A 25,593-nucleotide genomic window follows, 5' to 3' on the forward strand; every position below is an offset into this window, starting at 1 on the left:
TACTATGATGGGAGCATATCAAATTCTGGTTGACCTAATAATACGAAAACCACCGGGAATAGGTTGGCCCCTGTATTCGGTGGTTTTTCGTACGAAGTATGAAATTCTCGCCGTGGTCGCCCACCGGCTTTTGTCAGATAGTCGCGATGGTGGAACATCGCGACTATTCTTATTTTACCCACTATGGCATGGCGATACCAACGCGTAATATTTTAGGATCGGGGAGCACAGCTTTCTCCTATTCTTAATTGAGTCGGAAGAAGCACCTTTTTGGAAATACTGCGTACACCATCTATTTTTTCAATTAAGGTTTGTACTGCGGTGATGCCCATAAACTCGGTTCTGATTTGCACGGTTGTGAGTGCAGGAGTTGTATACTGCGTCATTTGGTGACCGTCAAAACTGACGATGCTAAAGGTATCAGGTATCGTGATGTTGTGCTCTTTTAAATATTCCAGAGCCCCTAACGCCAAAGGGTCATTAGCAATAAAAAAAGCAGAAGGCAGCGGTTTCGTCTCAAATGCTTTTTTCATTAACGCATAGCCATTTTTCAGGGTGATCTCTCCTACAAAAGTTTGAGGTGTTTTTTGGAACTTTTTTTGCATATAGCGAAGAAAAATTTGCTCCCGCTGCTCATCCCAATCAACGTCCTCGTTCTCATCCCCGCCAATATAGCCAATTTCCGTATGCCCAAGACTGACAAGATAATCGAGGGCAGAATGTATAGCACGTCTCGTGTCAAACCAGATACTATCGTATTTGTTGTCATCCGGGCATCTGCCAATAATTAAAAGATGCTCGGTATCCAGCATAGAGGTCATCTCTTTGATTTCTTCGTTTGAATAATTCCCCTGAATGATAGCCCCTTGTAAATTTTCAAATTTCACATTGGAATTGCTGAACAGGTTGACCATGTCGATCCCGTGCTGGGAACAATATTTATCTATCCCGCTCCTGATGGAGAAGTGGAAGTCATTCTCGATGTGACTGTGAAAAATAGTAGGTTTATACATAAGAGCCAAGCGATAGTATTTTTGGTTGTATCTTTCGACAATAGTCTTATATTCAAGTTGTCTGGCGGCCTCGAGCACTTTGTCACGGGTTTTGCCCGAGACGCTAAAAGTCGGGTCCTGATTGAGGATTCGTGAGACTGTAGTAGCAGATACCTCCGCCAAACGAGCAATATCTTTAATCGTAGCCAATAGAAGTTCCTCCTGAATAAATTACTAAAATAATCACTAATATTATAACTGATTGTACTTTGTTTTACTGACATTTGACAATCTAAAAAAACAATTTTTTTTGAATTAACATGAATTTCAATATATATTGCATTATTTTTTACATTCTCTTAGTAATATGATTATCAGATATTAAGTGAAATATTTACTTAATTTAGTTTTTGTATTACTCAATACACATAAAAGAGGGGGCAGGAATATGGACACAGACCGGCAGATATATGAGCAGGCTTTGGGATGGGTAAGAGAGGCCGGGAGCCTCATCTTGAAAAGAATGGAGCAGACGATTCATATCCAGGTTAAAAAAAATCATGCAGATTTGGTTACCGTAGTCGACCGTGAAGTGGAGGCTTTTTTCGTAAACAACATACAGCAATATTATGCGGATCATAATATTTTGGGCGAAGAAAATATCGGTAATCGTCTCTCAGACAGTCCGTATTTATGGATTATTGATCCGATTGACGGAACAACCAATTTTATTAACCGAAAAAAGGATTTTGCCATTTCAGTCGCTTTGTGCAATGGGGATCAAGGGATATTTGGCATTGTTTATGATGTGGTAGCAGACCATTTTTACTGTGCCTTTCACGGAGAAGGGGCCTTTTTAAACGAGAATAAACTTGGGCCGCTCAAAAGCAACTCAATTGAAACAGAATTGCTCGTGGTTAATGCACCTCGGCAAAATCTGCTGGAGATGAGCCGCTGGGAGCCACTCCATATCCTTACTGGCAAAGCGAGAGGCGTCAGAAGCTACGGTGCGACAACCATAGAGTTGTGCGACGTTATGACCGGAATGCTGGGAGGGTATGTCCAGGCTGAGGTGAATGCATGGGATTATGCCGCCTGCCGAATCATATTGGAAGAGATCGGTGGTAAATTTACGGATTTGCAAGGCAATGAAATTAACAGAGTTTATAAGGGAGGACTGGTTGCCGCTGGAAGTCCGCTGCATGAGGAAATCATTCAAGCTCTAAACAAATAAGGAGTACCGAGTAGAGGAGATTATACCTGAATGAGTCATATGAATACACAGAAGCCATCTTTTAAAGAGATCATAGCAAATTTCAGCAATCCGAACGGAAGTCACATGATTGTTTCTCATCGCGGGCACTGGAGGAGAGCGCCGGAAAATTCACTGGATTCCATCCGATTTTCATATGAATCCGGGATTGATGTTGTTGAGGTGGATGTTCAGAAAACAAGGGACGGCGTGTTGATGCTTATGCACGATGAGAGGATTGACCGGATGACAAACGGGTCGGGCCGCATAGATGAGCTTACCTTCCGGCAAATTCGTGAGTTTCGCTTAAAGGAAGGACAAGGCGGAGAGGGAGCGGCCTTGACGAATGAGGTGGTTCCTACATTAAGAGAGGCGATGTTGCTGGCCAAGGACAAAGTTATGCTTAATTTGGATAAGTGTTGGAGCTTGCGAGAAGAGGTCTATGCTTTGTTACAAGAAACAGACACACTTCAAGAAGGATTATTCAAAAGCACTGCAGATGCAGACGAGGTAAAGCATTTTTTAGAAGGCAAAGCAGTACGCCCTCAGTATATGCAAATGATCGAGGAGAGCAACCAGCATATTATTGCAGAATTGCCCCGTTGGACGGAGGACATTAAGCCGGACGCTTATGAGCTAATATTCGAACATGACAACAGCCATATCATTTCGGAGGAGACCCTGCAATTGCTAAGAGGAAAAGCCCGAATTTGGATCAATACGATGTGGGGCCATTTGTGTGGGGGACATGATGATCAGCTTGCTTTATCCGGGTCTGTGCTGGGCTGGGATTGGAATTTTTCCAAGGGAGCCAATATGATTCAGACAGATTACCCGGATGAATTGTTTGAACATCTTCATCAAAAAAGATGAATCAGTTTAAAAAAGTTTACATGGGGGTTCGGCGGTTGAGTAAGTATCGTCATAAAATAGTTGAATCGATGATCGGGTTTGGGTTCATTTTGCCCTCCTTGTTGGGATTTAGCATCTTCTTGTTTTACCCGTTTTTGAAATCCATTTATTTGAGTTTATTTAGTACCAATGCAATTGGCCGCATTTCTTCGTTCGTCGGATTTCGTAATTATATGACGGTCTTTAAATCGGAACATTTTTATCAAAGTTTGTTGAACTCATGTGAATTTGCTTTATTGACGATCCCGGCAGTTATTGTGATTTCTTTGTTGTTAGCTGTATTAACGAAAGGGCAAAACGTACTAAATGTTGTATTCCAGTTCATATTTGCGATTTCGATTGCCATGCCTGTCGGAATGGCATCTGTTATTTGGAAAATTCTGTTCCACCCTACTGCGGGCATGCTCAATTATTGGCTTGGTCTTATCCATATCCGTCCCATCGGTTGGCTGACAGACCCGGCATATGCCATGTTGTCCGTATCCATGATGACCGTGTGGATGAATATGGGTTTTGTTTATCTCGTTATCTTGAGTGGGGTTAAAGGTATACCGGAAGATTTATATGAGAGTGCCAAGATGGATGGCGCGGGAGCCTGGAGTACTTTCTTTAAAATAACATTACCGTTATTGTCACCAACCTTGTTTTTCGTAAGTGTGGTGTCACTTATTAGTTCACTGCAAGCTTTCGGGCAAATCAACATACTGACGCAGGGCGGGCCGGTAAACGCCACAAATGTGCTTGTTTATGATTTGTATCGGGAAGCATTCAAAAACTACCATTTTGGCTCCGGCAGTGCCCAGGCCATTATTCTGTTCGTCATTATTCTCGTGTTTACGCTTATTCAGTTTCGGCTTGGCGCAAGGAGAGTTCATTATTCATGAAAAGCAGAATGCAAAATTACTTTCGGATAGCGGTTCTTCTCTTACTGGCGCTGATTATGATTTATCCTATTTATTATGCGCTGGCAGCTTCCTTAATGACTGCTGGAGAGATAGATTCATTTCCACCCAAGCTTGTACCATCGGGTCTGTATCTGGATAACTACAAAACGGTTTTTTCATTGGTGCCTGTTGCCCAATTTCTAATGAACAGTTTTGTCGTTTCCATTGCGATTACAATCGGGCATCTATTGACAGCCAGCTTTGCAGCCTATGCATTTGTATTTGTGCGGTTTCCAGGTAAAACGGTTATTTTCATCCTGTTTCTGGCGACAATGATGATCCCCTGGGAAGTAACCATGATTCCTAATTTTATGATGATCCGCAGTTGGGGATGGATTGACACCTATCAAGGTCTGATTATACCGTTTCTGGCAACAGGCTTCGGTACATTTTTGCTGCGTCAGTTTTTTTTACAGCTGCCTAACGAAATTCTGGAAGCTGCCAAAATCGATGGTTACGGGCATATTCGAATCTTTTTGAATATTGTCCTGCCCCTTTCTCGTCCTGCGCTGGCAACGCTGGGGGTGTACAGTTTTATCGGGGCATGGAATAGCTATCTTTGGCCGTTATTAATAACGAATGAACCGAAGATGAGAACCGTCCAAATCGGGGTGACTATGCTTCAATCCGAGGATTTTACATCGTGGAATTTAGTGCTGGCAGGTGTCGTCCTTATGATTTTACCGCCTTTAATCATGCTCATTGTTGGCTTGAAACAGCTTGTCGGCAACATGACACTGGGTTCTCTAAAGGGTTAGCCATACAGCAAGAGGCAGCAAAATCTCCGATATTATCGGTTTATGATAAATCGTTCACCCTCGAGCAATCAAAAGGAGAGAAGCGGATATGGTAAAAAATATGAAATGGAAGTCACTGACTATGATCATTAGTTTAGTGATGATGTTGATCGTACAGGGTTGTGGTGTGAAGGGTTCCGGAAATGACCCAAAAGCTTCCGGCAGCAGTGAAGGGAATACGAAGCCAATTACCATTACGTGGTGGCATTCCATGGGCGGTGATAATGGGAAGGCGATCGACCAAATTGTCAGTGATTTTAATGCTTCCCAATCCAAGATTATGGTCAAAGCCACATTTCAGGGGAATTATGATGAATCGCTTAATAAGCTGAAAGCTTCACTCGGTTCCGACACAGGTCCTGCCCTGGTTCAAGTCAATGACGTCGGAACCCGGTTTATGATTGATTCGGGTGCAGCCGTACCGGTGCAGTCCTATATTGATAAGGAGAAATATGATATTTCGAAAATGGAACCCAATATTTTAAACTATTACAAAATAGATCATAAGCTCTATTCTATGCCGTTTAACTCCTCAACGGCGATCCTTTACTACAATAAAGATCTGTTTAAGGCCGCAGGATTGGACCCGGAAAAGCCGCCAACTACCTTCGATGAATTAACAAAAGCAGCGCAAAAGCTGTCTGCCAAAGGAATCATGGGCTTGTCATTGTACATTGAGCCTTGGTTTATGGAACAATTTTTTGCCGTACAAGGAGCGGACTACGTTGATCATGACAATGGTCGTACTTCCCCGGCAACCCAATCGCTTGCCAATACAGAAGCAGGAGTGAAAACATTAACCTGGTGGAAGGCATTGGTTGATGGTAAACTGGCTCACAATTATGGAAGAACCGCGGATGATGCAAAAATGGTCTTTACATCAGGCCAAGCCGCCATGATGCTTAACTCGACAGGCGCTTTACGCGGTATTGTGAATACGGTAGGTGGCAAGTTTGAGGTGGGTACAGGCCAATTGCCGAAAGCCGAGCCTTCACAGGCAGGAGGAACGATTGTGGGGGGAGCGAGCAACTGGATTTTGGGCAATAAGTCACAAGAGGAGCAGGATGCTGCTTGGGAGTTTATTAAGTATTTATCATCTCCTAAAGTGCAAGCTTACTGGAGCGTCAATTCAGGATATTTCCCGATTACGACAGCCGCTTATGAGGAGCAAAGTGTTCAGGACAATTTGAAGAAATATCCTCAATTCATGACGGCCATTAATCAAATTCATGAAACAAAGTCGAACTTTGCCAATCAAGGGGCAGTCATGGGCGTTTTCCAGGAACAGCGTCAATTTATTTCCAATGCCATCGAAGAGGTGCTTAATGGTGTGAAAACGCCTCAGGACGCTTTGAATGAAGCCGCCGTCAGCAGTACAGGGGCAATTCAGCAATATAATCAAACCAAATAATAGATACCTATTTGAAAGTGTTGGCTCCTGTGATTATGCAAGGAGCCAACACCTTTTTGCATAACCTAAGCACGCTTTTCCTACCATCACTAGCCAGTATCGCCTTACGCATGTTCCTCGTATTCGATATTTTGATTCTCTCGCATGGGAAAAGACCTCCCCTAAGTCTCCGCATTCACAAATAACTGCTGAGCGGTGCGGACAAATAACTGCACGGCCAGAGAAGCATTGGCCAAGGATGGTACAGCGATACCAATCTCGCGTGTAATCAATGGCGTGATTTCCTTGACGGTCAGATCATGGGGGAATGTGGATAAGGAGAGAGAAGAAACAATCCCCATGCCCAGGCCTTGCCGAACCATGCTGACCAGAGTGCTGATGTTGTGGGTGGTGAATCGCGCGTGCAACTGGCTCTGTTCACGTTCAAAGCCTTCCATAATGGCAACTTCATGTCCACCCTTGCAAAAAATCATATCCTGCTGATTCAAGTCTCGAATGGCGATTTTGTCGTGCGCTTGCATGGGATGACCGTCCGGCAGGAGGATAACCATATTATCCTGGCATAAAGGGATGACATCCACTTGTGGATCAGGCAGCAGGATAATACCCGCTTCGATTTCCCGGGTATGCACCCATTCCTTGACCTCATTCGTGGAGCCTTCGTGCAGATCAAAAACCAGGTTCGGATAATGCTGGCGAATATGATGGATGATGGGAGGCAGAAAATAGGCTGAGGCTGAGGGAAAGGCACCGATGGTGACCGTGCCAACATCCAGCCCTTTTTCAGCGGCTACCTGCTGCTGTACCTTTTCCATGCTTTGCAGCATCATGCGGAATTGCAGCAGTACTTTGTCCCCGATATGGGTTAGGAGTACGCCTTTTTTGCGATCACGCAGCAATAGCTGAACATCCAGCTCGTTTTCGATACTGGCGATCGCATGGCTGACAGCGGGCTGCGTCATATGCAGCTCATGAGCAGTTTGGGTAAAGCTTAGCGTTTCAGCTACGCGGACGAAAATCATGATCTGGGTAATCGTCATAAGTGAAAAGTTATCTCCCTTATCGAAAACATTCATTTTATTTATTAGTGCTCACAGTATACGCTAATAAAGTGAAGCTCTGCAAACGGGCTTGATATCTATAACCGTAAGCAAAGAACGATGAAAATGCCAGAGGAGAGAAGACATCTATGAAAAAGTTAACGCCAAAAGCTACGCTGTGGCTTGTATTGATATTAGTAATGGTGTGGGGGATCAACTGGCCGTTGACCAAGCTGGCTTTGCCAGATACACCGCCGCTATTCTTTTCGGGAATGCGCACCTTGCTGGGCGGTTTGATTTTGCTAGTATTCGCTTTGCGTCACCGGGAAACCTTGCGTTTTAGACAAAATGCATGGACGTACCTCGTTCTGGCGATATTTAATATTGCAGGCTACTATGGTTTGCAGACGATAGGGTTGCGTTATTTGCCTGCCGGGTTATTTTCCACTTTAGTATTTCTCCAGCCTATCTTATTGGGATTGTTCTCCTGGTTGTGGCTGGGTGAGCGTATGTTTCCAATGAAGGTCTTCGGACTGGTGCTTGGATTTGGCGGGGTGACCGTGATTAGCTCTGGCGGCATGGCAGGCCATTTGTCCGTATTGGGGATCGTGTTGGGGTTGGCCTCGGGATTGTGCTGGGCGCTGGGAACCATTTATATGAAGAAAAAAAGCAAGCAGTTGGACTCTATCTGGGCGGTGACGATGCAGCTCATTCTGGGTGGGATCATACTTAATGGGGTTGGATTTGCGACAGAGAGCTGGAGCGATATTCACTGGACAACTTCTTTTATTGCAATCTTATCGTTTATTTCGATCTTCGTGATTGCCATGGGCTGGATGATTTATTTTAAACTGATCGACAATGGAGATGCAGGCACCGTCGGCTCATACACGTTTTTGATTCCGGTGCTGTCTACGATCTTTAGTATGATGATGCTCAAGGAATCGCTTACCCTGACCTTTGTGGTTGGATTGGTGCTGATTGCAGGCAGCGTGTATCTGGTAAATACGGCTTCGCCGAGAAAACAAGGTAGCCGAACTGCCAAGGCTGATGAAACGCAATCCTGTACTCAGGCATAAAGATACGGAATCAGGAATAATGTGCTAGATTATCAAATAAAATATGACTATATAAATAGAGAGGGAGTCTGAAGGTTTTTGTAGAAGGTCTGAGGAAAGGTTATAATGAGCATTATTAGGTCAGGGAGGTAGCAGAGCATTGAGCGTCATTATTTCACAGCAGATCGCAGCAACGGGTGTGAAGGAATACACGAAGGTGATGAAAACATTCGATTCCCGGTTTACTCCTTTGGTTGGACAAAAAATCAGAGATACGGCATTTGGAGATATGCAATATTATGACGTCGAGGATGTATTTATCGATTTGGCGGAAAATGAATATTGGGTCATTTTACCTGCCGTTTTGCTGCATACCGATGATATTGAGGATATACGAGATGCCGTGCGTGAGTATCGTTCACACGGTTGGGAATGCACGAAACCTCTGTGAGGCATACGATATAAGCTCTTTTTGTGGAAACGTCTTTCTTTTGCAAGATAGGCGTTTTCTTGTATTTTTTTGTTTGATTTTCTACTAATGATTGGAATGAAAAGCAATGATTCATGCTGAAAATGCGCAAAATGTATCATTTTTTATCATAAAACGACAAGTAGGGAAATGAAAACGGACTTAATGTGTTATACTTAGTATATCAAAGGACAAGAGTCTAAAACGATCGGTAAGGCCCTTTCTTTGAAGAGCCGCTGTACGGTTCAACGTTTATCCAAAATAAATGGTCAAAAGGAAAAGGGGAAATGCTAACGTGAGAGTGAATTTAAAATTTACGAACAAAGGGCAAGTTGCTGTTGAGAATTTCAACAATGAGGAGCTTATCGAAATCTTTAGCCGCTACATTAAAACGTTAAGCAAGAAGTATGATATCTCGGTTACGGTACCGGAAGAACTGAATGAGCAGATTCTGGCAGAGGGCACCGTGAAGGTTGTGCTGGATAAGATTAATTGTGACATGGACGCTTTTTTCAAGGAACTGAGTCGGGATATCAAGGTGCCGCTGGTAAAAAGATTGGGCACCAAGCTGGATAATGTATTTAAGACCGAGGTCGTGGAGCAAGAACAGAACTAAAGACAGGATTCAGAGCGTCTAAAATGAGAATTCACTCGAAGAAATGATAAAACCTCCCGAACTGGGCGCATGGATAGGCATGTGCTCGTTCGGGAGGTTTTATAGGTTTTAGCGGATTGTGGAGGCCAGGCGCAGCTTGGCCAAATCAAACGAAGGCACCAGCCCTTCCTGTGCGGCACGTCCGAGCAAGGCTTCGATGGCAGCATAACCGCTGTCGCCCAGATTGGCGGTAAAATCGTTCACGTACAGGTCGATATGTGACTGTGCGACATCCGGTGATAGCTCCTGTGCGTGAGACAATACATATTCACGGGAAGCTTCAGGATGCTTCCACGCGTACTCGACAGAGGCGCGTATCCAGTCTGTGATCGCATCCAGATCCAGATTTCGACGGGCAATAATCGCTCCGAGCGGGATCGGGAGACCTGTATCTTCTTCCCACCAGTTGCCCAGATCGACCTGCTTGCGGAGTCCGTAGGACGGATATGTAAAGCGTGCCTCATGAATAACCAGTCCGGCATCTATATGACCATCACGGACAGCAGGCATGATTTGGTCAAACGGCATGACGACGATCTCGCCTACACCCCCAGGCACATGCTTGGCTGCCCATAGGCGGAACAGCAGGTAGGCGGTTGAACGTTCACTTGGTACGGCTACACGCTTGCCAGACAAGGCTTTTGGGCCTTCCACCGTGGAGCCTTCTTTGGTCAGCACGAGCGGCCCACAACCCCGGCCCAGTGCGCCACCACAAGGCAGCAGAGCATATTCATTCAGCACCCAAGGGAGTGCGGCATACGAGATTTTCATAATATCCAGTCCGTCTGGTGTGATCGCCAGATTGTTGGTAATGTCGATATCGGCAAAGGTAATATCCAGCGCGGGCGCGCCCGGAATCAAGCCATGCGCCAGGGCATGAAAGACAAAGGTGTCATTGGGACAAGGTGAAAAAGCAATTTGCATCTATATAACCTCCGTTAACGTAGAAAATGCGGCTTCCAACGCTTGCAAAGCCTCTTTGATTCGCCAGGCTGCACGGTCACGTGGACCGACAGCATTGGAAATCGTGCGGATTTCCATCACAGGCAGCCCCAGCTTGCTCGCTGCCACGGCTACGCCGTAGCCTTCCATCGCTTCGGCAGCAGCTCCGGGAACACGTTTAGCCAGCTGTTCCGCGGTTGCCGACGTGCCTGTGGCCGTTGTCACGGTCAGGATCGGCCCGGCGACAGCTGTCTGTCCGGCAGCGTGCAATGCCTGAACGATCCGCTGGCTGGCGGCAGTGTTCACGGCGATTCGGCTGGAGCCGAAGCCGAGCTCGTCCACGCTGCTGAAGCCGTCTGCCGTCTCGGCCCCGAGGTCGGCGGCGATGATCGCGTCAGCGATGACGACGCTCTCCAGCGCGGCGGCATGAGCGAAGCCGCCGCCAATCCCGGCGCTGATGACCAGGCGGAAGCCGCCAGCAGCCAGCGCCAGCGCGGTTGAGGCCGCTGCAGATGGAGCGCCCACACCTGCCAGCTCAACCGCAAAGCGGGTGTCGCCCTTCAGGCCGCGCAGCACGGCCTCCCGTTCGCCTTCAACCGCGGTCATGACCAGGATGCGTCCATCTGATGTTATATGCTCCATCGGTTGATTCCCCTTTTAATGTAGGTAATATGCTCCCTTATCATACTGCTTTTTGAAACGATGTTCAAAAAAATTCGACAAAAAAAGCGCTCTATGGCGCTTTTTAAGTGAAATTTTCAGCTTTAGCAGATATGAAAGCCACCAGCACAACTGGTTAAAGGCTTGGCCTGCGAATATGCATTATCTTTAAGATAAAAACAATTCTAATCTGGAAGAATCGCTTAGGCATAGCATATAATAATTATATCGGTTGATCCTTCGTGATCAACTGAAACATCGTAATGTTGCGGTCATAATGGCTTGGGGTCCCATCCTGATTGCGCACTCGAATCATTTCGCTGCTGAACAACTCGATATATCCACAGCCGATCTCACAGTATACGCCCGTAGGGTCCTCTTGCCAGACCGAAACGAGGTGCTGAGACAGCGCTGCGGTGAAAAATTCGATGTTTTTTTGCAGTACGCGTGGCGTTTTCTTGGGTTCCATAACGAAAGTCCTCCCTATAGGATGCCATTTAAAAATCAGCAATTGAGTATGGTTGTAAAAGGTACGCATTATCATTCTACTCTATGAAACAGACGTAAACACTGTACCCTTTAATGCTATTTTTGTAAAGCATCCGATTGACCTTTTCAACATCCAGCTGCGTTTACACACATTTTACATTGCGTTTACACAGCTATGATGCTAGTGCATTTCATCTAATAGTACAATAAAAGGATCACTATACTGCATGAATTGATGGAGGCCATATGTTGATAGAGAGTCATAAAAAGGATAAAGCCGGGTCAGAACGTTATTTTAATCGGGATTTGAGCTGGATTGAATTTAACCGCCGTGTGCTTCAGGAAGCTCAGGATGCAGATACACCGTTGCTGGAAAGAGCCAAATTTTTGGCGATTGTGTCCAGCAATTTGGATGAGTTTATGGCCGTTCGGGTGGCAGAGACGAGAGAGAAGATCAAGGCTGGTTTTACGCAAAAGGATTTTACCGGGTATACTCCCTCCGGTTTGTACAAACGCCTGATGAAGCGCACCGTCTCGATGGTATCCGAACAATATCGGACCTATCGCGATATTTCTCGCCTCTTGACCAAAAAAGGACTCTTAATGCTTGAATATGCAGATTTAAATACGACACAGCGCAAGTCGCTGGATGCTTATTTTCATGACATTATATTTCCGGTGCTAACGCCGATGGCGGTTGATCAAAGCCGTCCTTTTCCATTGGTTCACAATAAATACGTATATCTAGCAGTCGTCTTGACACGCCCGGGGGATACCGAGGAGGATAAGCCGCTTTTTGCGATTGTGCAGGTGCCTTCCAATATTCCGCGTGTGGTTACAGTGCCGCTGCGTTCCAACAGTAAGAAGAAATCATTTATTTTAATTGAAGAGCTCATCAAGCATCATATACAAACGCTTTTCACGGGATATGTTCCACAGGCGGTTCATGCCTTTCGTGTTACGCGTAACTCCGATTTGTCCATTAATGAAGAAGAGATTGAAGATTTGCTCGAAGAGATTGAAAAAGAGCTGCGTCGAAGAAGACGCGGTGCACCGGTAAGGCTGGAAGTGGAAAAAGGGATTCACCCCTTTGCTCTAACAGAGCTTCAACGTGAATTTAAGCTGTTCGATCATGTGTTCGAGATGGACGGGCCACTCGATTTGACGTTTTTATCGTCTTTTGCCGATCACTTGGAGGGGCATTCACATCTAAAGTTTCCACCAATCAAGCCGTTGTATCCGGAAGAGCTGCCCCCGCAAGAGGATATTTTCAGTGTACTTCGCAAACGGGACGTGCTGGTCTATCATCCGTATGAATCATTCGATGCGGTGACGGATTTTATTATTGAAGCGTCAGAGGACCCCGATGTGATGGCCATCAAAATGACCCTGTACCGGGTTAACGGGGAATCCAGGCTAATTCCGGCACTGGCACGTGCGGCCGAATCAGGCAAGCAGGTCACAGTGGTGGTGGAACTGAAAGCCCGTTTTGATGAGGAGCGTAATATTGCCTGGGCGCGTACGCTTGAGAAAGCAGGTTGTCATGTGGTGTACGGACTGGTCGGTTTGAAGACACACGCCAAAATCATCCTGGTGGTACGTCACGAGCGTAACGCGCTCAAACGATACGTGCATGTGGGAACTGGCAATTACAATGAAAGTACGGCTCGCGTATATACGGATATCGGGTTGTTCACGTCAGACCCGGTGTTGGGCGAGGATGCCTCTGATTTGTTCAATGAAATTACGGGCTTCTCTGCGCTCAAGACCCTGCAAGCTTTCACGGTAGCTCCAACGGGAATGAAAAATAGGCTGTTCGAGTTGATCCGCAGGGAAGCGGAGCAAGCACTTGCAGGCAAGCCGGCCCGTATCATTGCCAAAATCAATTCTTTATCCAATCAGGAAGTGATCGATGAACTATATGCGGCTTCTCAAGCAGGTGTAAAGATTGATTTAATCATTCGAGGGGTCTGCTGTTTGCGTCCTGGGGTGGAAGGCTTTAGCGAGAACATTCGGGTTATCAGTATTGTTGACCGTTTCCTGGAACATTCCAGGCTGTTCTACTTTGAAAATGCAGGTAATTCGGAGCTTTTCCTGTCTAGCGCGGATTGGATGACTCGCAATTTGACTCGCCGAATTGAGCTGATGTGCCCGATTTATGATGGACGAATCCAAGCCATGCTGGCGGATATTTTACACTTATCTTTGACCGATAATGTGAAGGCGCGGCAGCTTTTGCCTAATGGCAGCTATCAATTTGTAGCAAGAAACGACGAAGAGGCTCCCATCAGGAGCCAATTCGAAGCAATGAAGGTTAAAAACTGGAAGAAGGAAGAATGGACCACGACAATGTAAGATTCCAGGCCTTTTGAAAATCTTTAGCGATAGCCACCAGTTCCCGTTGTTCCAGAATCGGTTCACTCTTGCTTTCCAGACGAATATGCAGTGCATCCTCTCCTGTAGTGGGATGGATGCTGGTAATGATGCCGGATTCGCTCCGATCCATGCCGATTGCGAGCTGAAGCAGGGAACCGAGCCGATGCACGCGATCTTCGTCCGAGGGCTCCAGAATGTCGGTATGTGTACGCAACAGTCGAAGCGTCCGATTTTTGGGATGGTAATCAGCGATCAGTGCGGACAGTACCGTTTCCCGATGAGTTAAACCGCCTATGCCTGCATGCAGGATCCAGAACACGGAATGCTGGCGGAAATGGTAATAATTCAAGGCAGCTCCCGTCTTGTAAAGGGTAGCCGCGGTCAGCAGCAAGCGTTTGTCCATTGCTGCGGATGCTGTGTCGGTCAATGCGTCATAAAGCAGCACGGCGTACTCATGAACACGTCGGACGTGTGCTTCGCTAACCGGGACACCGAACGACAGGATATTGCGTATGGAGGTGATGAGCGGATTAGCTACCACAGGTTGGTCGGTATTGACCAGCTCATGAAACAGACCGTCCCGCAGGCCCGCTCCACTGATCAAATACGCGATGCCTTGAGCAGCCTCGAATATCGTTTTTAATATAATGAGTCCAGGTACAATAATGTCGGCTCTGTCTTTGGACAGGCCGGCTGTTTTTTTTCGTTTTTCATAAGGGAGATGGGGCAGCGTTTCATAAAAATAATTGACGTCTGCTGCCGTCATTTCGTAATGGTGCGTGACAGGCAGCGAGTAATCCTGCTGTTTTTGATTGATTTTAGCCAAGGTGCGCAGGGTGCCGCCCAGACCGATGAATGGCAGGCCCGGATTGGAAAATATCCAATCATGGTTTTGCAGCGAAGAACGAACAAAGCTTTCCATTTCCTCGATCTGCTGAGGAGACCATTCCCCATTCTTGACTTCCCGTCCAAAACGCCAATTCATATTGACTGCACCAAAGGGAAACGAAACGGTACGCAGCCGCTTCCGCTCACGGAACAGTGTAATTTCGGTACTTCCGCCCCCGATGTCAATAATAATGCCGTCGTTTATGTTCATTGTATTAACCACACCCAGAAAACCGGCATAACCCTCCTGCTCTCCGCTCAATATTTCCAGCGTTAAACCTGTTTCCTCCGCAATCCATTGAACAATTTCGTCCGAATTGACCGCATTGCGGATCGCGGCTGTCGCGGCTGCACGCATACGAACAACCTCGTGCATACGGCATACCGTCATGAATTGGCGCAGTAGTGGAGCGATGCTTCGAATCGCTTCCCGTTCCATACGACCGTTGGCCCCAACCTTTTCACTTAGTCGGGCAGCCTCTTTGCATTCCTGGACAATCCGGTAGGCTCCTGTCTCTGTCACTTCATAGATCACCAGACGTATGGAGTTGGAGCCAATGTCCATGATGCCAATTTTGCTGTTCATGCGTTAACCTCCTTGTCGAAAAAACAATTTGCAGGTAAAATCCGCTGCTCCGGGCAAATAGTAGTCAGATTATTGTCATTGTACCAGTGATGTCCGGTGCATGCTACCGTCTGCAGTGATCTTGTCAAAATCCTATGGGTCTCAGACAATCATCCAAGAATAGCGCATCCCTGTTGAGTATGTATAAGTATAGCTGACGGTGAAAGGAGAGAGGATTGATGAGACAACTTGCAAGCAAGTGGTTAAAGACGAAGGCGTTGCTCCACCATCCATATACCGCCGTTTTTATACCGGAAACGTGTCTTTATAGTGAGGAGCAACTGCGTATGATGCTGGGAAGGCATACTTTTGTATTCATAAAGCCTGTGAAGGGAGGCGGAGGAAGCGGGGTTATGCGCGTTGCAAAGGAGCGTAGGGGATATACATGCACGCGTATGGAGAAAACATATCGTTTCGATCATTTTAAAGCACTTGTGGATGGAATCAACAGACTTCGAATCCAGCGTCCGTATCTCATTCAGCAAGGCATCCAATTGGCAAGCATTCAAGGTCGACCTGTCGACTATCGGGTCAAGGTGGCCAAGAAAGGAGACAAGTGGGTTTTCCGTGCAGTGGTCGCACGTCATGCCCGTCCCGGACTGGTCATTACGAATCTGTGCAAAGGTGGAACTCAATTAAAGGGAACAGAGGCGCTTCGGATGATATATTCTCAGCGTTTAGCTACCCGAAAGCGGCGGGAAATCGCGGATCTCACCCGGCGCTGTATTCCGGTACTGGAGAGAAGGTTTCCAGGGATTGGGCAATTGGGGTTTGATTATGGACTTGACCAAACGGGACGGGTATGGATTTTGGAGGTAAACACAAGGCCCCAATAAAATAAATTTGTACAAACTATGAAAATATTTTTTTGCAGGTAGGCGTCAAAATCCTGTGTATAAGTATTGTCCACATTATCCCCTGTTACATACATGGGTTAACGACACTTACCAACAATTTATACACAGGATTTCCACAATTGACTGTGGATAACAGAACGCTTGTTCCGTTTTTAGTATTTTGATAGAATAGATTTTGAAATAAAAGGAAAGGTTGTGTCGAGGATGGATATGCTGACGGATGAAATGCTTTTGGATTCCTATCAGATGGCAATCGAGCTTAAACTTGAATGTGACTTCATTGCATTGTTGCTGGCTGAAATTCACAAAAGAAATCTAGAGATGAATACAGCTGTAGTCCTTCATTAGACCGGACAAGCTCTCGTACTGCGACTGTAAAGCCATTCAGGGTTCGGATGACTTTACAGACAATCACTGCAACGAATAGGCACACCGTGAAAAAGGGTATTTCACTCCAATGATTCAAATTTGGAGTAAAATACCCTTTTTTGTCATAGTCTAAACTAAACTACAATTTCATGTTACTGCTGTGACCCGGTGACAGCTTGGCGTCCGGATCTACATAGACCTTGGCGTTGTTGACTGCCGTAGGTGCTTCACCAAAGCCAACAGCAATCAGTTTCAGTTTCCCTGGGTAAGTCGTGATATCCCCTGCGGCGAAAATGCCGGGAATATTGGTTTCCTGGCGGGAATCGACCACGATGGAGTTATTTTCGATCTCAATTCCCCATTCAGCAATCGGGCCAAGTGTGGACACAAATCCAAAGTTAACGATAACATCGTCTACTTCGATTTCCTGAGTCTCTTTGGTTTTTACATGTGCGAGAGTGACCTTGGTAATGGTATCTTCCCCATGCAGTTCTGTAATTTCTGTTGGTGTAATGACATTTACCTTGGAAGCGAGGAGGTTTTCCACACTGTGTTCATGCGCACGGAATTTATCACGGCGGTGAATCAATGTAACCTGTTCTGCAATCGGCTCCAGCATAAGTGCCCAGTCGACTGCAGAGTCGCCGCCACCGCTGATTAGCACTTTTCGACCTGCAAATTTGTTCAGATCGCTGACAAAGTAATGCAGGTTCGTTTTTTCAAAATGATCTGCACCAGGCAGTTCCAATCTGCGTGGTTCAAAGGCACCCACACCAGCGGTAATGATAACCGCTTTACCATGATACTCGCCGCCTTTGTCTGTTTTAATGATAAAGTGGCGTTCATCCTTTTTCTCTAACGATACGACTTTCTCCTCCAGTCGTACGTCTGGATTGAAGTGTTTCATTTGCTGGACCAAATTGTTGACCAGCTCCTGTGCAGTCACTTTAGGAAAGCCAGCAACGTCATAAATATATTTTTCAGGATAAAGGGCTGCAAGCTGGCCGCCCAGTTGGGGCATACTTTCAATTAAGGTGACGGATGTCTGACGCATTCCCCCGTAGAAAGCAGCGAATATACCGGCTGGACCGCCGCCAATAATGATCAGGTCGCGGAGTTCCGCACCTGTGGATTGAGTTGTCACTCTAAAAACACCTCCGAAAGGAATTATGGTATGAATTATGGATATTGAATCAGCCATATAGAGGTTTAAATAGCCGTCGAATGCATGATTCATTGCCTCTTATTATAAACTGCCGGATTCCACTTGCAAAGGCAAAGGAATTAAGATTTAGTGAACACTTCTTGTGTGTAGAAAATACCATTTCAAAAGAAAAGCTGTGAATATGTAATGATTATGTACCGGAAGGGGTATAGGCATATGGGCAAGATTCCTAAAATTGTGATTGTTGGAGCAGGATATGGTGGTATATTGACGGCTCAGCAATTGCAAAAAGAGCTCAAGCATAATGAGGCGAACGTCACACTGATTAATCGACATGATTACCACTATATTACGACACATCTTCATATGCCAGCGGCAGGCACGGATACGATTGAGCATTCACGGATTCCGATTGCACAGCTGATTGATGAGTTCAAGGTCGATTTAGTCAAAGGGACGGTGAAGGAAATCATTCCAAAGGAGAAAAAAATCGTACTGGAGGATGGCTCATTGTCCTATGATTACTTGGTGATTGGGCTGGGCGGAGAGCCGGAAACATTTGGGATTGCAGGGATGGATAAGTTCGCGCTGACGATCCGCAGTATTAACTCTGTTCGCCTGATTCGTGAGCATATTGAATACCAGTTGGCTCTCTACAAAAATGACGGTAAACCAGGCAGACTAAACTTTGTTGTAGGTGGCGCTGGCTTCAGCGGCATTGAGTTCGTTGCGGAACTGGCAGATCGTCTGTCACAGCTGGCCAAAGCTTATGACATCGATTTTAACCGGATTCAAATTATTAACGTCGAGGCGGCCCCTACGGCATTGCCGGGATTTGACCCTGAACTGGTGGAATATGCAATGGAGGTTCTTAAGCGCAAGGGGGTTAACTTTCGCATCGGTATTCCGATTAAGGAATGCCTGGAGGATGGCGTAATCGTGGGTGAGGGTGAGAAAATCGAAGCCTGCACGGTGGTCTGGACGGGAGGGATCCGTGGAAACGGATTGATTGAGCAGGCCGGATTCGAAGTGATGCGTGGCAGGGTGAAAATCGACGATTTTCTACGTGCGCCGGATCACGATGACATTTTCATTATCGGGGACAGCTCCCTGATGTTTAATCCTGAAGGTCGCCCCTATCCACCGACGGCTCAAATTGCGATGCAGCAAGGGGTACTTTGTGCCAAGAATCTGGCCGCTACCCTCCGTAATAAAGAGCTTAACAAGTTCGTATTTTCCAATAAAGGGACCGTTGCCTCGCTTGGAAAAGGTGAAGCTGTTGCGGTGGTGGGCAAACGCAAAATAAAAGGCTGGGTTGCAGCACAGTTGAAAAAAATTGTGGATCTCCGCTATCTGTTCATCATTGGCGGGATTCCGCTAGTGCTGAAAAAGGGACGGTTTTTCTAAGGCAGAAAGGTTTCCATGACTTCTATACAGGAGCTTGGAGACCTTTTTTAATAGAGGGAATCGAAAATATGTATTGACTTATAACTATACGACGACGTATAGTATGGTTACAAATTACAGAGGGGGGACCTTCACGTTGAATTCTGATTTTAACATCAAGGCTGATTCCAAGAGAATAAACTTATTGACTGAAAAGTTTCCAAATGTGGATTTACGATCGTTGAATTCATTAATACTTTTCGTGCAGACAGCTCACGGGGTATACAATGGGGTGTCTTCCAGACTGTCTGAGTATGGGTTATCTATTGGAAATCTTAAAATTCTAATGCCTTTGTTTTTGTATGACCGTTCGTTAACTCCGTCCGAGTTGGCTGAGTATTCCGGAGTTACACGTTCAACAGCAACCAGCGTAATTGACAAGCTGGAACGGGACGGGATCATCCGAAGAAGTACGCTGTCGGATCGACGTATGACCGCGATCTCTTTTACTGATGAAGGAAAACAGTTAATTACGGAAAAAATTCCACTGTTCATTCAGCTTTTTTCGGATTTGATGAATGAATTTACGCAGGAAGATCATATTCTTTTTGCTACGTTATTACAGAAGCTTTCCTCAGGTCTTGAACGGATAAAACAGGAATAAAATTTTTCCTGGCATAAATAGTTAGACGTCGTACTATCAGACCCCTTATTTGTTTTTGACTATTTTTTTCAAACTATCATTGGCTAAATCATCATGAAGGAGAGTTTGATGCAATGAATAAAAAGATCATCGTGTATGTTCTACTTATTGCCGCATTGGGTACTGGAGGTACACTGATGGCAATGAGTGGCAAGGATGCTGTGAGTATGGCGGCCCAACAAAAAAACACACTGCTTACCGCAGATACCGTGAATGTCGCTTTTCAGGGCGTAGGGGGAAGAGTGAACACCATTGAGGTTAAAGAAGAACAACAGGTGAAAAAAGGAGACGTGCTCATGACGCTTGACCCTGTGGACCTGGACCTGCAAATTGAGAAATTAAAAACAGATATTGCGCAGGCTGATGTAAAAATAAAGCAGGCTAAAGACGGGCTGCAAAATCAGTCGGAGAAAATCTCGAATTCTGAAAAACAGGGGCAATTGGATATTCAGGCTGCGCAAGCCGGAGAATCCTTATTGAACCAAGGTACACGTGCAGAGGATATTCAAAAACAAAAGCTGGCGATTGAAGCAGCACAGCAATCGCTGGATGCAGCTTTGACAGGAGTGGAGACAGCCAAAAGAAATACAGAAATTGCACAAAAAACAGTAGCATCCAAACAAGAGGCTCTGGACTTGGCCAAAGTGAATTACAACCGTATCAAAGCGTTGTACGACGCCGGTGCTGGAACCAAAGCTGAGCTGGATAATGTCAAAAATCAATTGGATAATGCTCAAATTGCATTAGATACAGCTAAAGATCAGGTTGAAATTGCCAATAATCAGATTTCAGCGGCTAGCAAACAAGCGGACATTGCCCGAAATGGTATCGCTCAGCAGCGAACCGCTTTGGACAAAATGGAGGCAGGTGCAACTGCTGAGGAGCGTCAGCAGGCTCGTATCAAAACAGAAAAGGCCAAGGAAGCCCTGAACCAAACCTCACAAACGCGAAAAGATGTCAAGAATAGTGAATACAATGTAGACCTTCTGGCTCAACAAAAGCAGGCATTAAGCGTCCAACTCAAAACCTTGGAATTGCAGCGCGGACGTATGGTGCTGAAGGCATCTACAGACGGTAAAGTATCCCGTATCGTACCCAAGATGGGAGAAATCGTTGCTACGGGGGCAACGGGCGTCGTTATTGAAAACAACCAGCTATACTACGATATTTATGTGGATGAGGATTCTATCTCGCAGTTTAAAGCAGGGGGAAAAGTGACTTCGCACGTCGTTGCTATAGACAAAGATATCCAAGGCAAGGTGAGGTACATTACCTCTGCTCCGCAGTATACCAACATGAGAATGAGCCGGGATAAAGGTTTATCAGATATCAGCTCCTTCCAAGTACGGGTTGATGTCCCTCGAACAACTGAATTATTACCTGGAATGACGGTAGAGGTTGTGACCAAATGAAGGCGTTTATAGAAGAATGGAAGCTACTGATCAGCGGCAAGATGGTATTCGTCATGCTGCTCGTCCCAATTGTCGTAGCGGTAGCCTTTGGATTTGTATTTAAAAATAATCAGCTGAATGATGCCTCTGTCGCTGTAGTTGATTTAGATCATAGCAATTATAGCCGACAGCTTATTAATAAATTGGATGCATCCCAGTATATTGACGTACGCTATGTGCAAGAGAATGAAACCGATCCGAATTTACTTCTATATAATGAAAGGTTTTTTGCAGTGATCTATCTTCCGGCAGGGCTGGAGGAAAACAGGATTAAAGGAGTTCAGAGCAACATCGGCTTTTATGTAGATAACACAGTAGGTCAGGCCACAGGGAATCTGCGCTCGGCGGTCACAGAGATCATTGCCACGGAGAATGCAATACTGGCTGGTGGTGGTTTAAAGGGAATGGGGATGAGTGACAGCCAGGTAACGGGGCTTACTTCCAACATGTTACTCCAGCAGCGTCTGCTGTATAATCCCACCAATGCTACTTTAATGACTTCGGTTATGGGGTTCATTAATACGGTCATGATTTCACTGATTGCTGCTGCTGCACTAACCATTGTTCCGCGTTTACGGGAGCAAGGTAGATTAAAAGAAGAGCTGCAGCATTCGTCCGGTTTGATTCTAAGGGTGCTACCGTATGCGTTAGTAGGATGTGTGTCCTTTTACTTGTCGATTGGTTTGCTCAAGCAGATTGGCGGACTCCGGTTTGAAGCGAATGTATGGCAGATCAGTATTCCGTTTCTACTATACACGATTAGTCTGAGCTTGTTTGCGATGGCTTTGGGGTGGAATGCGGCGAATCCGGGAAAAGCCTCTCCGCGTCTCATGCTGATTATATTGCCTTCGTTCTTGCTCAGCGGTGCTCAATTGCCAGTAGCTATGCTGCCGACATCGCTGCAATATGTTAGTAATATTCTCCCATTGACCTGGCATTTCAAGTTTTTGAGAGGACTGGGATTTAAAGGGGGAAGCCTGAAATATTTTATTCCTGAGCTTGGCGGCTTTTTGATCTTGTTAAGTGGTTTGTTGCTTCTTATTTTTATTCAGATCGCGTTGGAGAAGAGAAAGCTGGCAAAAAACGAGGAGACATCTGCAGTGGTGGAGCCTATGCTACAATAAGGGGGCTCCTTCTCTTTTTTTGGACTTTTAGGCTATAAAAAAAGGATTCCGTGCCCCGAAAGCGGGAGTTCACGGAATCCTTGATTGTATGTTGGGATAGGGTGCTGACGTTTGTGCTTTACAGCTTCAGCATATCTTCGAATGTTTCTTCGTTCAACACGCTGCCGACATAGAAGGAGCCGAATTCACCGTAACGGGCACTAACTTCGTCAAAACGCATTTCGTAGATCAGCTTCTTGAATTGCAGTGCATCATCGGAGAACAGTGTTACGCCCCATTCCCAATCGTCAAAGCCGACGGAGCCGGAAATGATTTGCTTCACTTTGCCGGCGTAGCTGCGTCCGATCAAACCGTGGCTGCGCATCAGGGTGCGGCGCTCGTCCATCGAAAGCATGTACCAGTTGTCGTCCAGATCACGTTTTTTGTTCATCGGATAGAAGCAAATATAACGGGCCTTGTTCAAAACAGGCTTCAAGCGAGCGACGATTTGCGGATTTTGCATTGGATCTTCATCCTTGCTCAAATAGTTGCTCAGCTCTACCACGCTCACATAAGAGTAGGTTTTAGTTGTATATTTGGCGAAGGTTGTCTTGTTGAAATCATTTTCCAGCTTATTAAGATCTTCCAGCGTTTCACGCAGGTGCAGCATAACGAAATCAGCCTTTTGTCCAACGATCGTATAGACAGCAGAGCTACCCAGACCCGCTTCTTCGGTAGCGTTCCATTCCTTCATAAATTCTTGAAGCTCGTCCAACGCTCCGGCGCGCTCCTCATCGTCTGCCGTTTTCCATGCCGTCCAGTTGATGGACCGGAAATCGTGAAGCGCATACCAGCCCTCCAGTGTGGAGGCCACTTCGTTAGGTGTTGCCGGGGGTTGTTGAGGTTGATGTTGATTCACGATCTACACTCCTTTGCAATCTGTAAATTTAATCGGCACAGCCGAAATGATGTGTACTTCAATCTATCTTCTTTGTATTCAATCCATGATGCTTAACCATTATATTGTAGCTCAAAGTAAAACTTTTCACCAATGAAAGAAGTGTGAAGAATTTTATTTTTGCCGTGATGTAGGTCACAAAGCCATAAAATAGTTAGTATTTGCGAAAAAAGGTGAACGCAGACGAATACGGCTGCCAAAATGGAGAACAATTGCCCTTATTTTGTTCGTCCCAGCAGAGGTCAAGTATGGTAGAATAGATAAACATCTTGGAGACCGTTATGTCAGGAAAGGAAGAATGTTGGAATGCGGATGAAAAACCTGCTGCACTATACTGAGAACCACCGCTACTGCGTTTATCGGGAATTTGGCTTGAGCGCACTGGATGAATTGATGCTGGGAAGCGTCTATCAGCCGATGGTAGGTGCATTTGCGGTCAGTCTATATCGACTGTTGTTCCAGCATGTGCCAGTCGGACAGATCGGTTATTCGCCGCTGGAACAGCAGCGTCGACTTTTTCTGACACTGGGATTGGAGCCGAGTGAGAAGGGACGCAAGTATCTGATTGAACAAACCTCCAAGCTGGAGGCTGTTGGTCTGTTACAGACGTCCAGGCTGTATGCACCGGAAACGGACGATTATATGTATGAATATGAGATGCAGCCGCCGCTCTCACCTGCCGAATTTTTCAGAACGCAGCATCTCACCCTTTTGTTGAGAGACAAAATCGGCAAGTTTGCAGTGCTTTCTCTGAGAGAATCGTTGTGGAGCAGGGAATCTAGCGAATGGTCGCAATCTTCCTATAATAAAGAGAATATTTCGGTTCCGTTTTATGAGTTGTTTGAGCTGAATACCCATGTTATAGATTATGAGCTGGAGCAGGCGCTGTCCGAAGTGTCCACAGGCCGCCAGACTGGGGCGGCGTTAACGTCAGAGTCGGAGAAAGCGCTGAACTATGCAGACATCATTCTCCGTTTTCCGCGTGAATCCGTCAATCGCAAGCATGTGGAGCGTCTGCGTTTTGAGCATGAGCAGTTAGGCATGGTGAATTACGTTGTCCGCAAATTTGATCTATCTGTACAGGACATCAGCCGCCTGCTGGATGAGGACGGTATTTTTACCGAAGCAGGCGATTTGCTGCTCGATGAGCTACAGCTTAGGGCTAGCCAGCAATCCAGGCAGGACCGAAAGCGTCAGGAGGAACAGCAGGTGCAGGCCGCCAAGGTGGTCGCTTTACGCCAGCGGGAAGCTTCTCCATCTGAAGAGCCGCCCGTAGAGCAGGCGGTAGAAATGGAATTTTATGTAGAGGTGCCACCACAGTTCACAGCGAAGTGTGACATTCACCAATATAATATGATGTTGCGCAACGAGCCTTATCGTCGTTTGCTGCAAACCTTTTTCCCCGGCACGGTTCCCGGCAACCTGCTGGATATATTCGAAAAAATTGATATCAGCTATAAGCTGCCTGGAGAAGTTATCAACGTGCTTATCCATTACTTGATGTCGTTGCTCGTGTCGGGAAGTGATCAACGGATCAACCGCAACTTCGTCGAGGCCGTTGCTTCCAATATGCTGCTGAAGCAGGTAAATACTTATGAAAAGGCTGTTCAATATATACGGGATCAAGCCAAGGTAAAGGGAAAGCAGTCTGCTGCTTCTTCTTCCGGTGGCGGCCGCTCCCGCTCGTATGGCAAAAATAATGGCTCTGCCAAGCCATCCATCCCGATTGTACAGGATCAGCCTTCCGAGGAATCCGTAACTGAGGAAGAACTGGACGAACTGCTGCGTCTGGCCGAACGTATGCAATCAGGCAAGCAAAAAAAGGTGTAGTAGATTTTAAGGTGTTAGGTTTTTAGTCCTTAACTTATTAAGCGAAGCCAATTCAATAAGGTGTCGACTTTATGGCGGTCGGTAGCGGAGCGGGCAGAATTGTTCTGAAGAAGCGAAGCGTTTGCCTTTATACCCGGATTTTAACCTTTAAATTCTTATTTCAATAGAAAAAATCCGGGTATAACAGCAATCGGAAGAACAATCTGCACGCGAAGCGCGCTTTCCCGCCCCATAACTCTGCACATTTTAGAAAGGAGGAGC

24 protein-coding genes are annotated in these 25,593 nt (G+C 46.0%); 16 read left to right on the top strand and 8 right to left on the bottom strand.

Features of this window, described 5'->3' with window-relative positions:
* Positions 1-212: 212 nt before the first annotated feature.
* Positions 213-1,202 (bottom strand): LacI family DNA-binding transcriptional regulator, encoded by a 990-nt coding sequence (locus KQI_RS0116030; protein WP_010347837.1) that lies wholly within the window; start codon positions 1,200-1,202, stop codon positions 213-215.
* A 238-nt stretch (positions 1,203-1,440) separates the two neighbouring features.
* Between KQI_RS0116030 and KQI_RS0116035 the strand changes: the two genes are divergently transcribed.
* The 5 genes from KQI_RS0116035 (at position 1,441) to KQI_RS0116055 (ending at position 6,308) form a co-directional block, all read left to right on the top strand.
* Positions 1,441-2,226 (top strand): inositol monophosphatase family protein, encoded by a 786-nt coding sequence (locus KQI_RS0116035; RefSeq protein ID WP_010347838.1) that lies wholly within the window; start codon positions 1,441-1,443, stop codon positions 2,224-2,226.
* Between the two features lie 30 nt (positions 2,227-2,256).
* A complete protein-coding gene (locus KQI_RS27000) occupies positions 2,257-3,117 on the top strand; it encodes a glycerophosphodiester phosphodiesterase family protein (RefSeq protein ID WP_010347839.1) in 861 nt (286 codons plus the stop codon).
* A 35-nt stretch (positions 3,118-3,152) separates the two neighbouring features.
* Positions 3,153-4,040 carry a carbohydrate ABC transporter permease gene (locus KQI_RS0116045; protein WP_010347840.1) on the top strand — a complete coding sequence of 296 codons (888 nt, stop codon included), beginning with the start codon at positions 3,153-3,155 and terminating at the stop codon, positions 4,038-4,040.
* Positions 4,037-4,858, top strand: a complete 822-nt coding sequence (locus tag KQI_RS0116050; protein WP_010347841.1) for a carbohydrate ABC transporter permease — start codon at positions 4,037-4,039, stop codon at positions 4,856-4,858. Before KQI_RS0116045 ends, KQI_RS0116050 begins: the two co-directional genes overlap by 4 nt.
* 88 nt (positions 4,859-4,946) lie before the next feature.
* Positions 4,947-6,308, top strand: a complete 1,362-nt coding sequence (locus KQI_RS0116055; protein ID WP_010347842.1) for an ABC transporter substrate-binding protein — start codon at positions 4,947-4,949, stop codon at positions 6,306-6,308.
* Between the two features lie 161 nt (positions 6,309-6,469).
* On the opposite strand, the gene KQI_RS0116060 is transcribed toward KQI_RS0116055, so the two are convergent.
* A complete protein-coding gene (locus tag KQI_RS0116060) occupies positions 6,470-7,348 on the bottom strand; it encodes a LysR family transcriptional regulator (protein WP_010347843.1) in 879 nt (292 codons plus the stop codon).
* A 149-nt stretch (positions 7,349-7,497) separates the two neighbouring features.
* Here KQI_RS0116060 and KQI_RS0116065 point away from each other — a divergent pair, with 149 nt between their 5' ends.
* The 3 genes from KQI_RS0116065 to KQI_RS0116075 all read left to right on the top strand — a co-directional run bounded on the left by KQI_RS0116065 (position 7,498) and on the right by KQI_RS0116075 (position 9,491).
* Positions 7,498-8,427 carry a DMT family transporter gene (locus KQI_RS0116065; RefSeq protein ID WP_010347844.1) on the top strand — a complete coding sequence of 310 codons (930 nt, stop codon included), beginning with the start codon at positions 7,498-7,500 and terminating at the stop codon, positions 8,425-8,427.
* A gap of 139 nt (positions 8,428-8,566) precedes the next feature.
* On the top strand, positions 8,567-8,857 hold the full coding sequence (locus tag KQI_RS0116070) for a hypothetical protein (protein WP_010347845.1): 291 nt from the start codon (positions 8,567-8,569) through the stop codon (positions 8,855-8,857).
* 313 nt (positions 8,858-9,170) lie between these two features.
* On the top strand, positions 9,171-9,491 hold the full coding sequence (locus KQI_RS0116075) for a hypothetical protein (protein ID WP_007431945.1): 321 nt from the start codon (positions 9,171-9,173) through the stop codon (positions 9,489-9,491).
* A gap of 108 nt (positions 9,492-9,599) precedes the next feature.
* Here KQI_RS0116075 and KQI_RS0116080 read toward each other — a convergent pair whose 3' ends face one another.
* From KQI_RS0116080 to KQI_RS0116090, 3 genes are all read right to left on the bottom strand, one after another.
* On the bottom strand, positions 9,600-10,454 hold the full coding sequence (locus KQI_RS0116080; RefSeq protein WP_010347846.1) for a 1,4-dihydroxy-6-naphtoate synthase: 855 nt from the start codon (positions 10,452-10,454) through the stop codon (positions 9,600-9,602).
* A complete protein-coding gene (locus KQI_RS0116085) occupies positions 10,455-11,114 on the bottom strand; it encodes a futalosine hydrolase (RefSeq protein WP_010347847.1) in 660 nt (219 codons plus the stop codon).
* Between the two features lie 241 nt (positions 11,115-11,355).
* Positions 11,356-11,601 carry a hypothetical protein gene (locus KQI_RS0116090; protein WP_007431922.1) on the bottom strand — a complete coding sequence of 82 codons (246 nt, stop codon included), beginning with the start codon at positions 11,599-11,601 and terminating at the stop codon, positions 11,356-11,358.
* A 266-nt stretch (positions 11,602-11,867) separates the two neighbouring features.
* Here KQI_RS0116090 and ppk1 point away from each other — a divergent pair, with 266 nt between their 5' ends.
* On the top strand, positions 11,868-13,976 hold the full coding sequence (gene ppk1, locus KQI_RS0116095; protein ID WP_010347848.1) for a polyphosphate kinase 1: 2,109 nt from the start codon (positions 11,868-11,870) through the stop codon (positions 13,974-13,976).
* Here ppk1 and KQI_RS0116100 read toward each other — a convergent pair.
* Entirely contained in the window at positions 13,936-15,471 is a 1,536-nt protein-coding gene (locus KQI_RS0116100; RefSeq protein ID WP_010347849.1) for a Ppx/GppA phosphatase family protein, read from the bottom strand. The genes ppk1 and KQI_RS0116100 overlap by 41 nt on opposite strands.
* A 218-nt stretch (positions 15,472-15,689) precedes the next feature.
* Here KQI_RS0116100 and KQI_RS0116105 point away from each other — a divergent pair, with 218 nt between their 5' ends.
* Together KQI_RS0116105 and sda are read left to right on the top strand one after the other, a co-directional pair.
* On the top strand, positions 15,690-16,346 hold the full coding sequence (locus KQI_RS0116105; RefSeq protein WP_010347850.1) for a YheC/YheD family protein: 657 nt from the start codon (positions 15,690-15,692) through the stop codon (positions 16,344-16,346).
* A 225-nt stretch (positions 16,347-16,571) separates the two neighbouring features.
* Positions 16,572-16,715 carry a sporulation histidine kinase inhibitor Sda gene (gene sda, locus KQI_RS0116110; protein WP_010347851.1) on the top strand — a complete coding sequence of 48 codons (144 nt, stop codon included), beginning with the start codon at positions 16,572-16,574 and terminating at the stop codon, positions 16,713-16,715.
* A 160-nt stretch (positions 16,716-16,875) separates the two neighbouring features.
* Here the strand turns inward: sda and KQI_RS0116115 are convergent, their stop codons facing one another.
* Positions 16,876-17,880 (bottom strand): NAD(P)/FAD-dependent oxidoreductase, encoded by a 1,005-nt coding sequence (locus KQI_RS0116115; protein WP_029390193.1) that lies wholly within the window; start codon positions 17,878-17,880, stop codon positions 16,876-16,878.
* 237 nt (positions 17,881-18,117) lie between these two features.
* Between KQI_RS0116115 and KQI_RS0116120 the strand changes: the two genes are divergently transcribed.
* The 4 genes from KQI_RS0116120 to KQI_RS0116135 all read left to right on the top strand — a co-directional run bounded on the left by KQI_RS0116120 (position 18,118) and on the right by KQI_RS0116135 (position 22,565).
* Positions 18,118-19,308: an NAD(P)/FAD-dependent oxidoreductase gene (locus tag KQI_RS0116120; protein ID WP_010347853.1), complete on the top strand. Its 1,191-nt coding sequence runs from the start codon at positions 18,118-18,120 to the stop codon at positions 19,306-19,308.
* A 136-nt stretch (positions 19,309-19,444) separates the two neighbouring features.
* Positions 19,445-19,951, top strand: coding sequence for a MarR family winged helix-turn-helix transcriptional regulator (locus tag KQI_RS0116125; protein ID WP_010347854.1), 507 nt, complete (start codon positions 19,445-19,447; stop codon positions 19,949-19,951).
* A gap of 113 nt (positions 19,952-20,064) precedes the next feature.
* Positions 20,065-21,402 carry an HlyD family secretion protein gene (locus KQI_RS0116130; RefSeq protein WP_010347855.1) on the top strand — a complete coding sequence of 446 codons (1,338 nt, stop codon included), beginning with the start codon at positions 20,065-20,067 and terminating at the stop codon, positions 21,400-21,402.
* Positions 21,399-22,565 (top strand): ABC transporter permease, encoded by a 1,167-nt coding sequence (locus KQI_RS0116135; protein ID WP_010347857.1) that lies wholly within the window; start codon positions 21,399-21,401, stop codon positions 22,563-22,565. Before KQI_RS0116130 ends, KQI_RS0116135 begins: the two co-directional genes overlap by 4 nt.
* Before the next feature lie 118 nt (positions 22,566-22,683).
* Here KQI_RS0116135 and hemQ read toward each other — a convergent pair whose 3' ends face one another.
* On the bottom strand, positions 22,684-23,463 hold the full coding sequence (hemQ, locus tag KQI_RS0116140) for a hydrogen peroxide-dependent heme synthase (RefSeq protein WP_010347858.1): 780 nt from the start codon (positions 23,461-23,463) through the stop codon (positions 22,684-22,686).
* Between the two features lie 345 nt (positions 23,464-23,808).
* Between hemQ and KQI_RS0116145 the strand changes: the two genes are divergently transcribed.
* Positions 23,809-25,332, top strand: coding sequence for a replication initiation and membrane attachment family protein (locus KQI_RS0116145; RefSeq protein WP_010347859.1), 1,524 nt, complete (start codon positions 23,809-23,811; stop codon positions 25,330-25,332).
* Positions 25,333-25,593: the final 261 nt, after the last annotated feature.

The organism is Paenibacillus peoriae KCTC 3763, from assembly GCF_000236805.1.
In the GTDB taxonomy this organism is placed as follows: domain Bacteria; phylum Bacillota; class Bacilli; order Paenibacillales; family Paenibacillaceae; genus Paenibacillus; species Paenibacillus peoriae.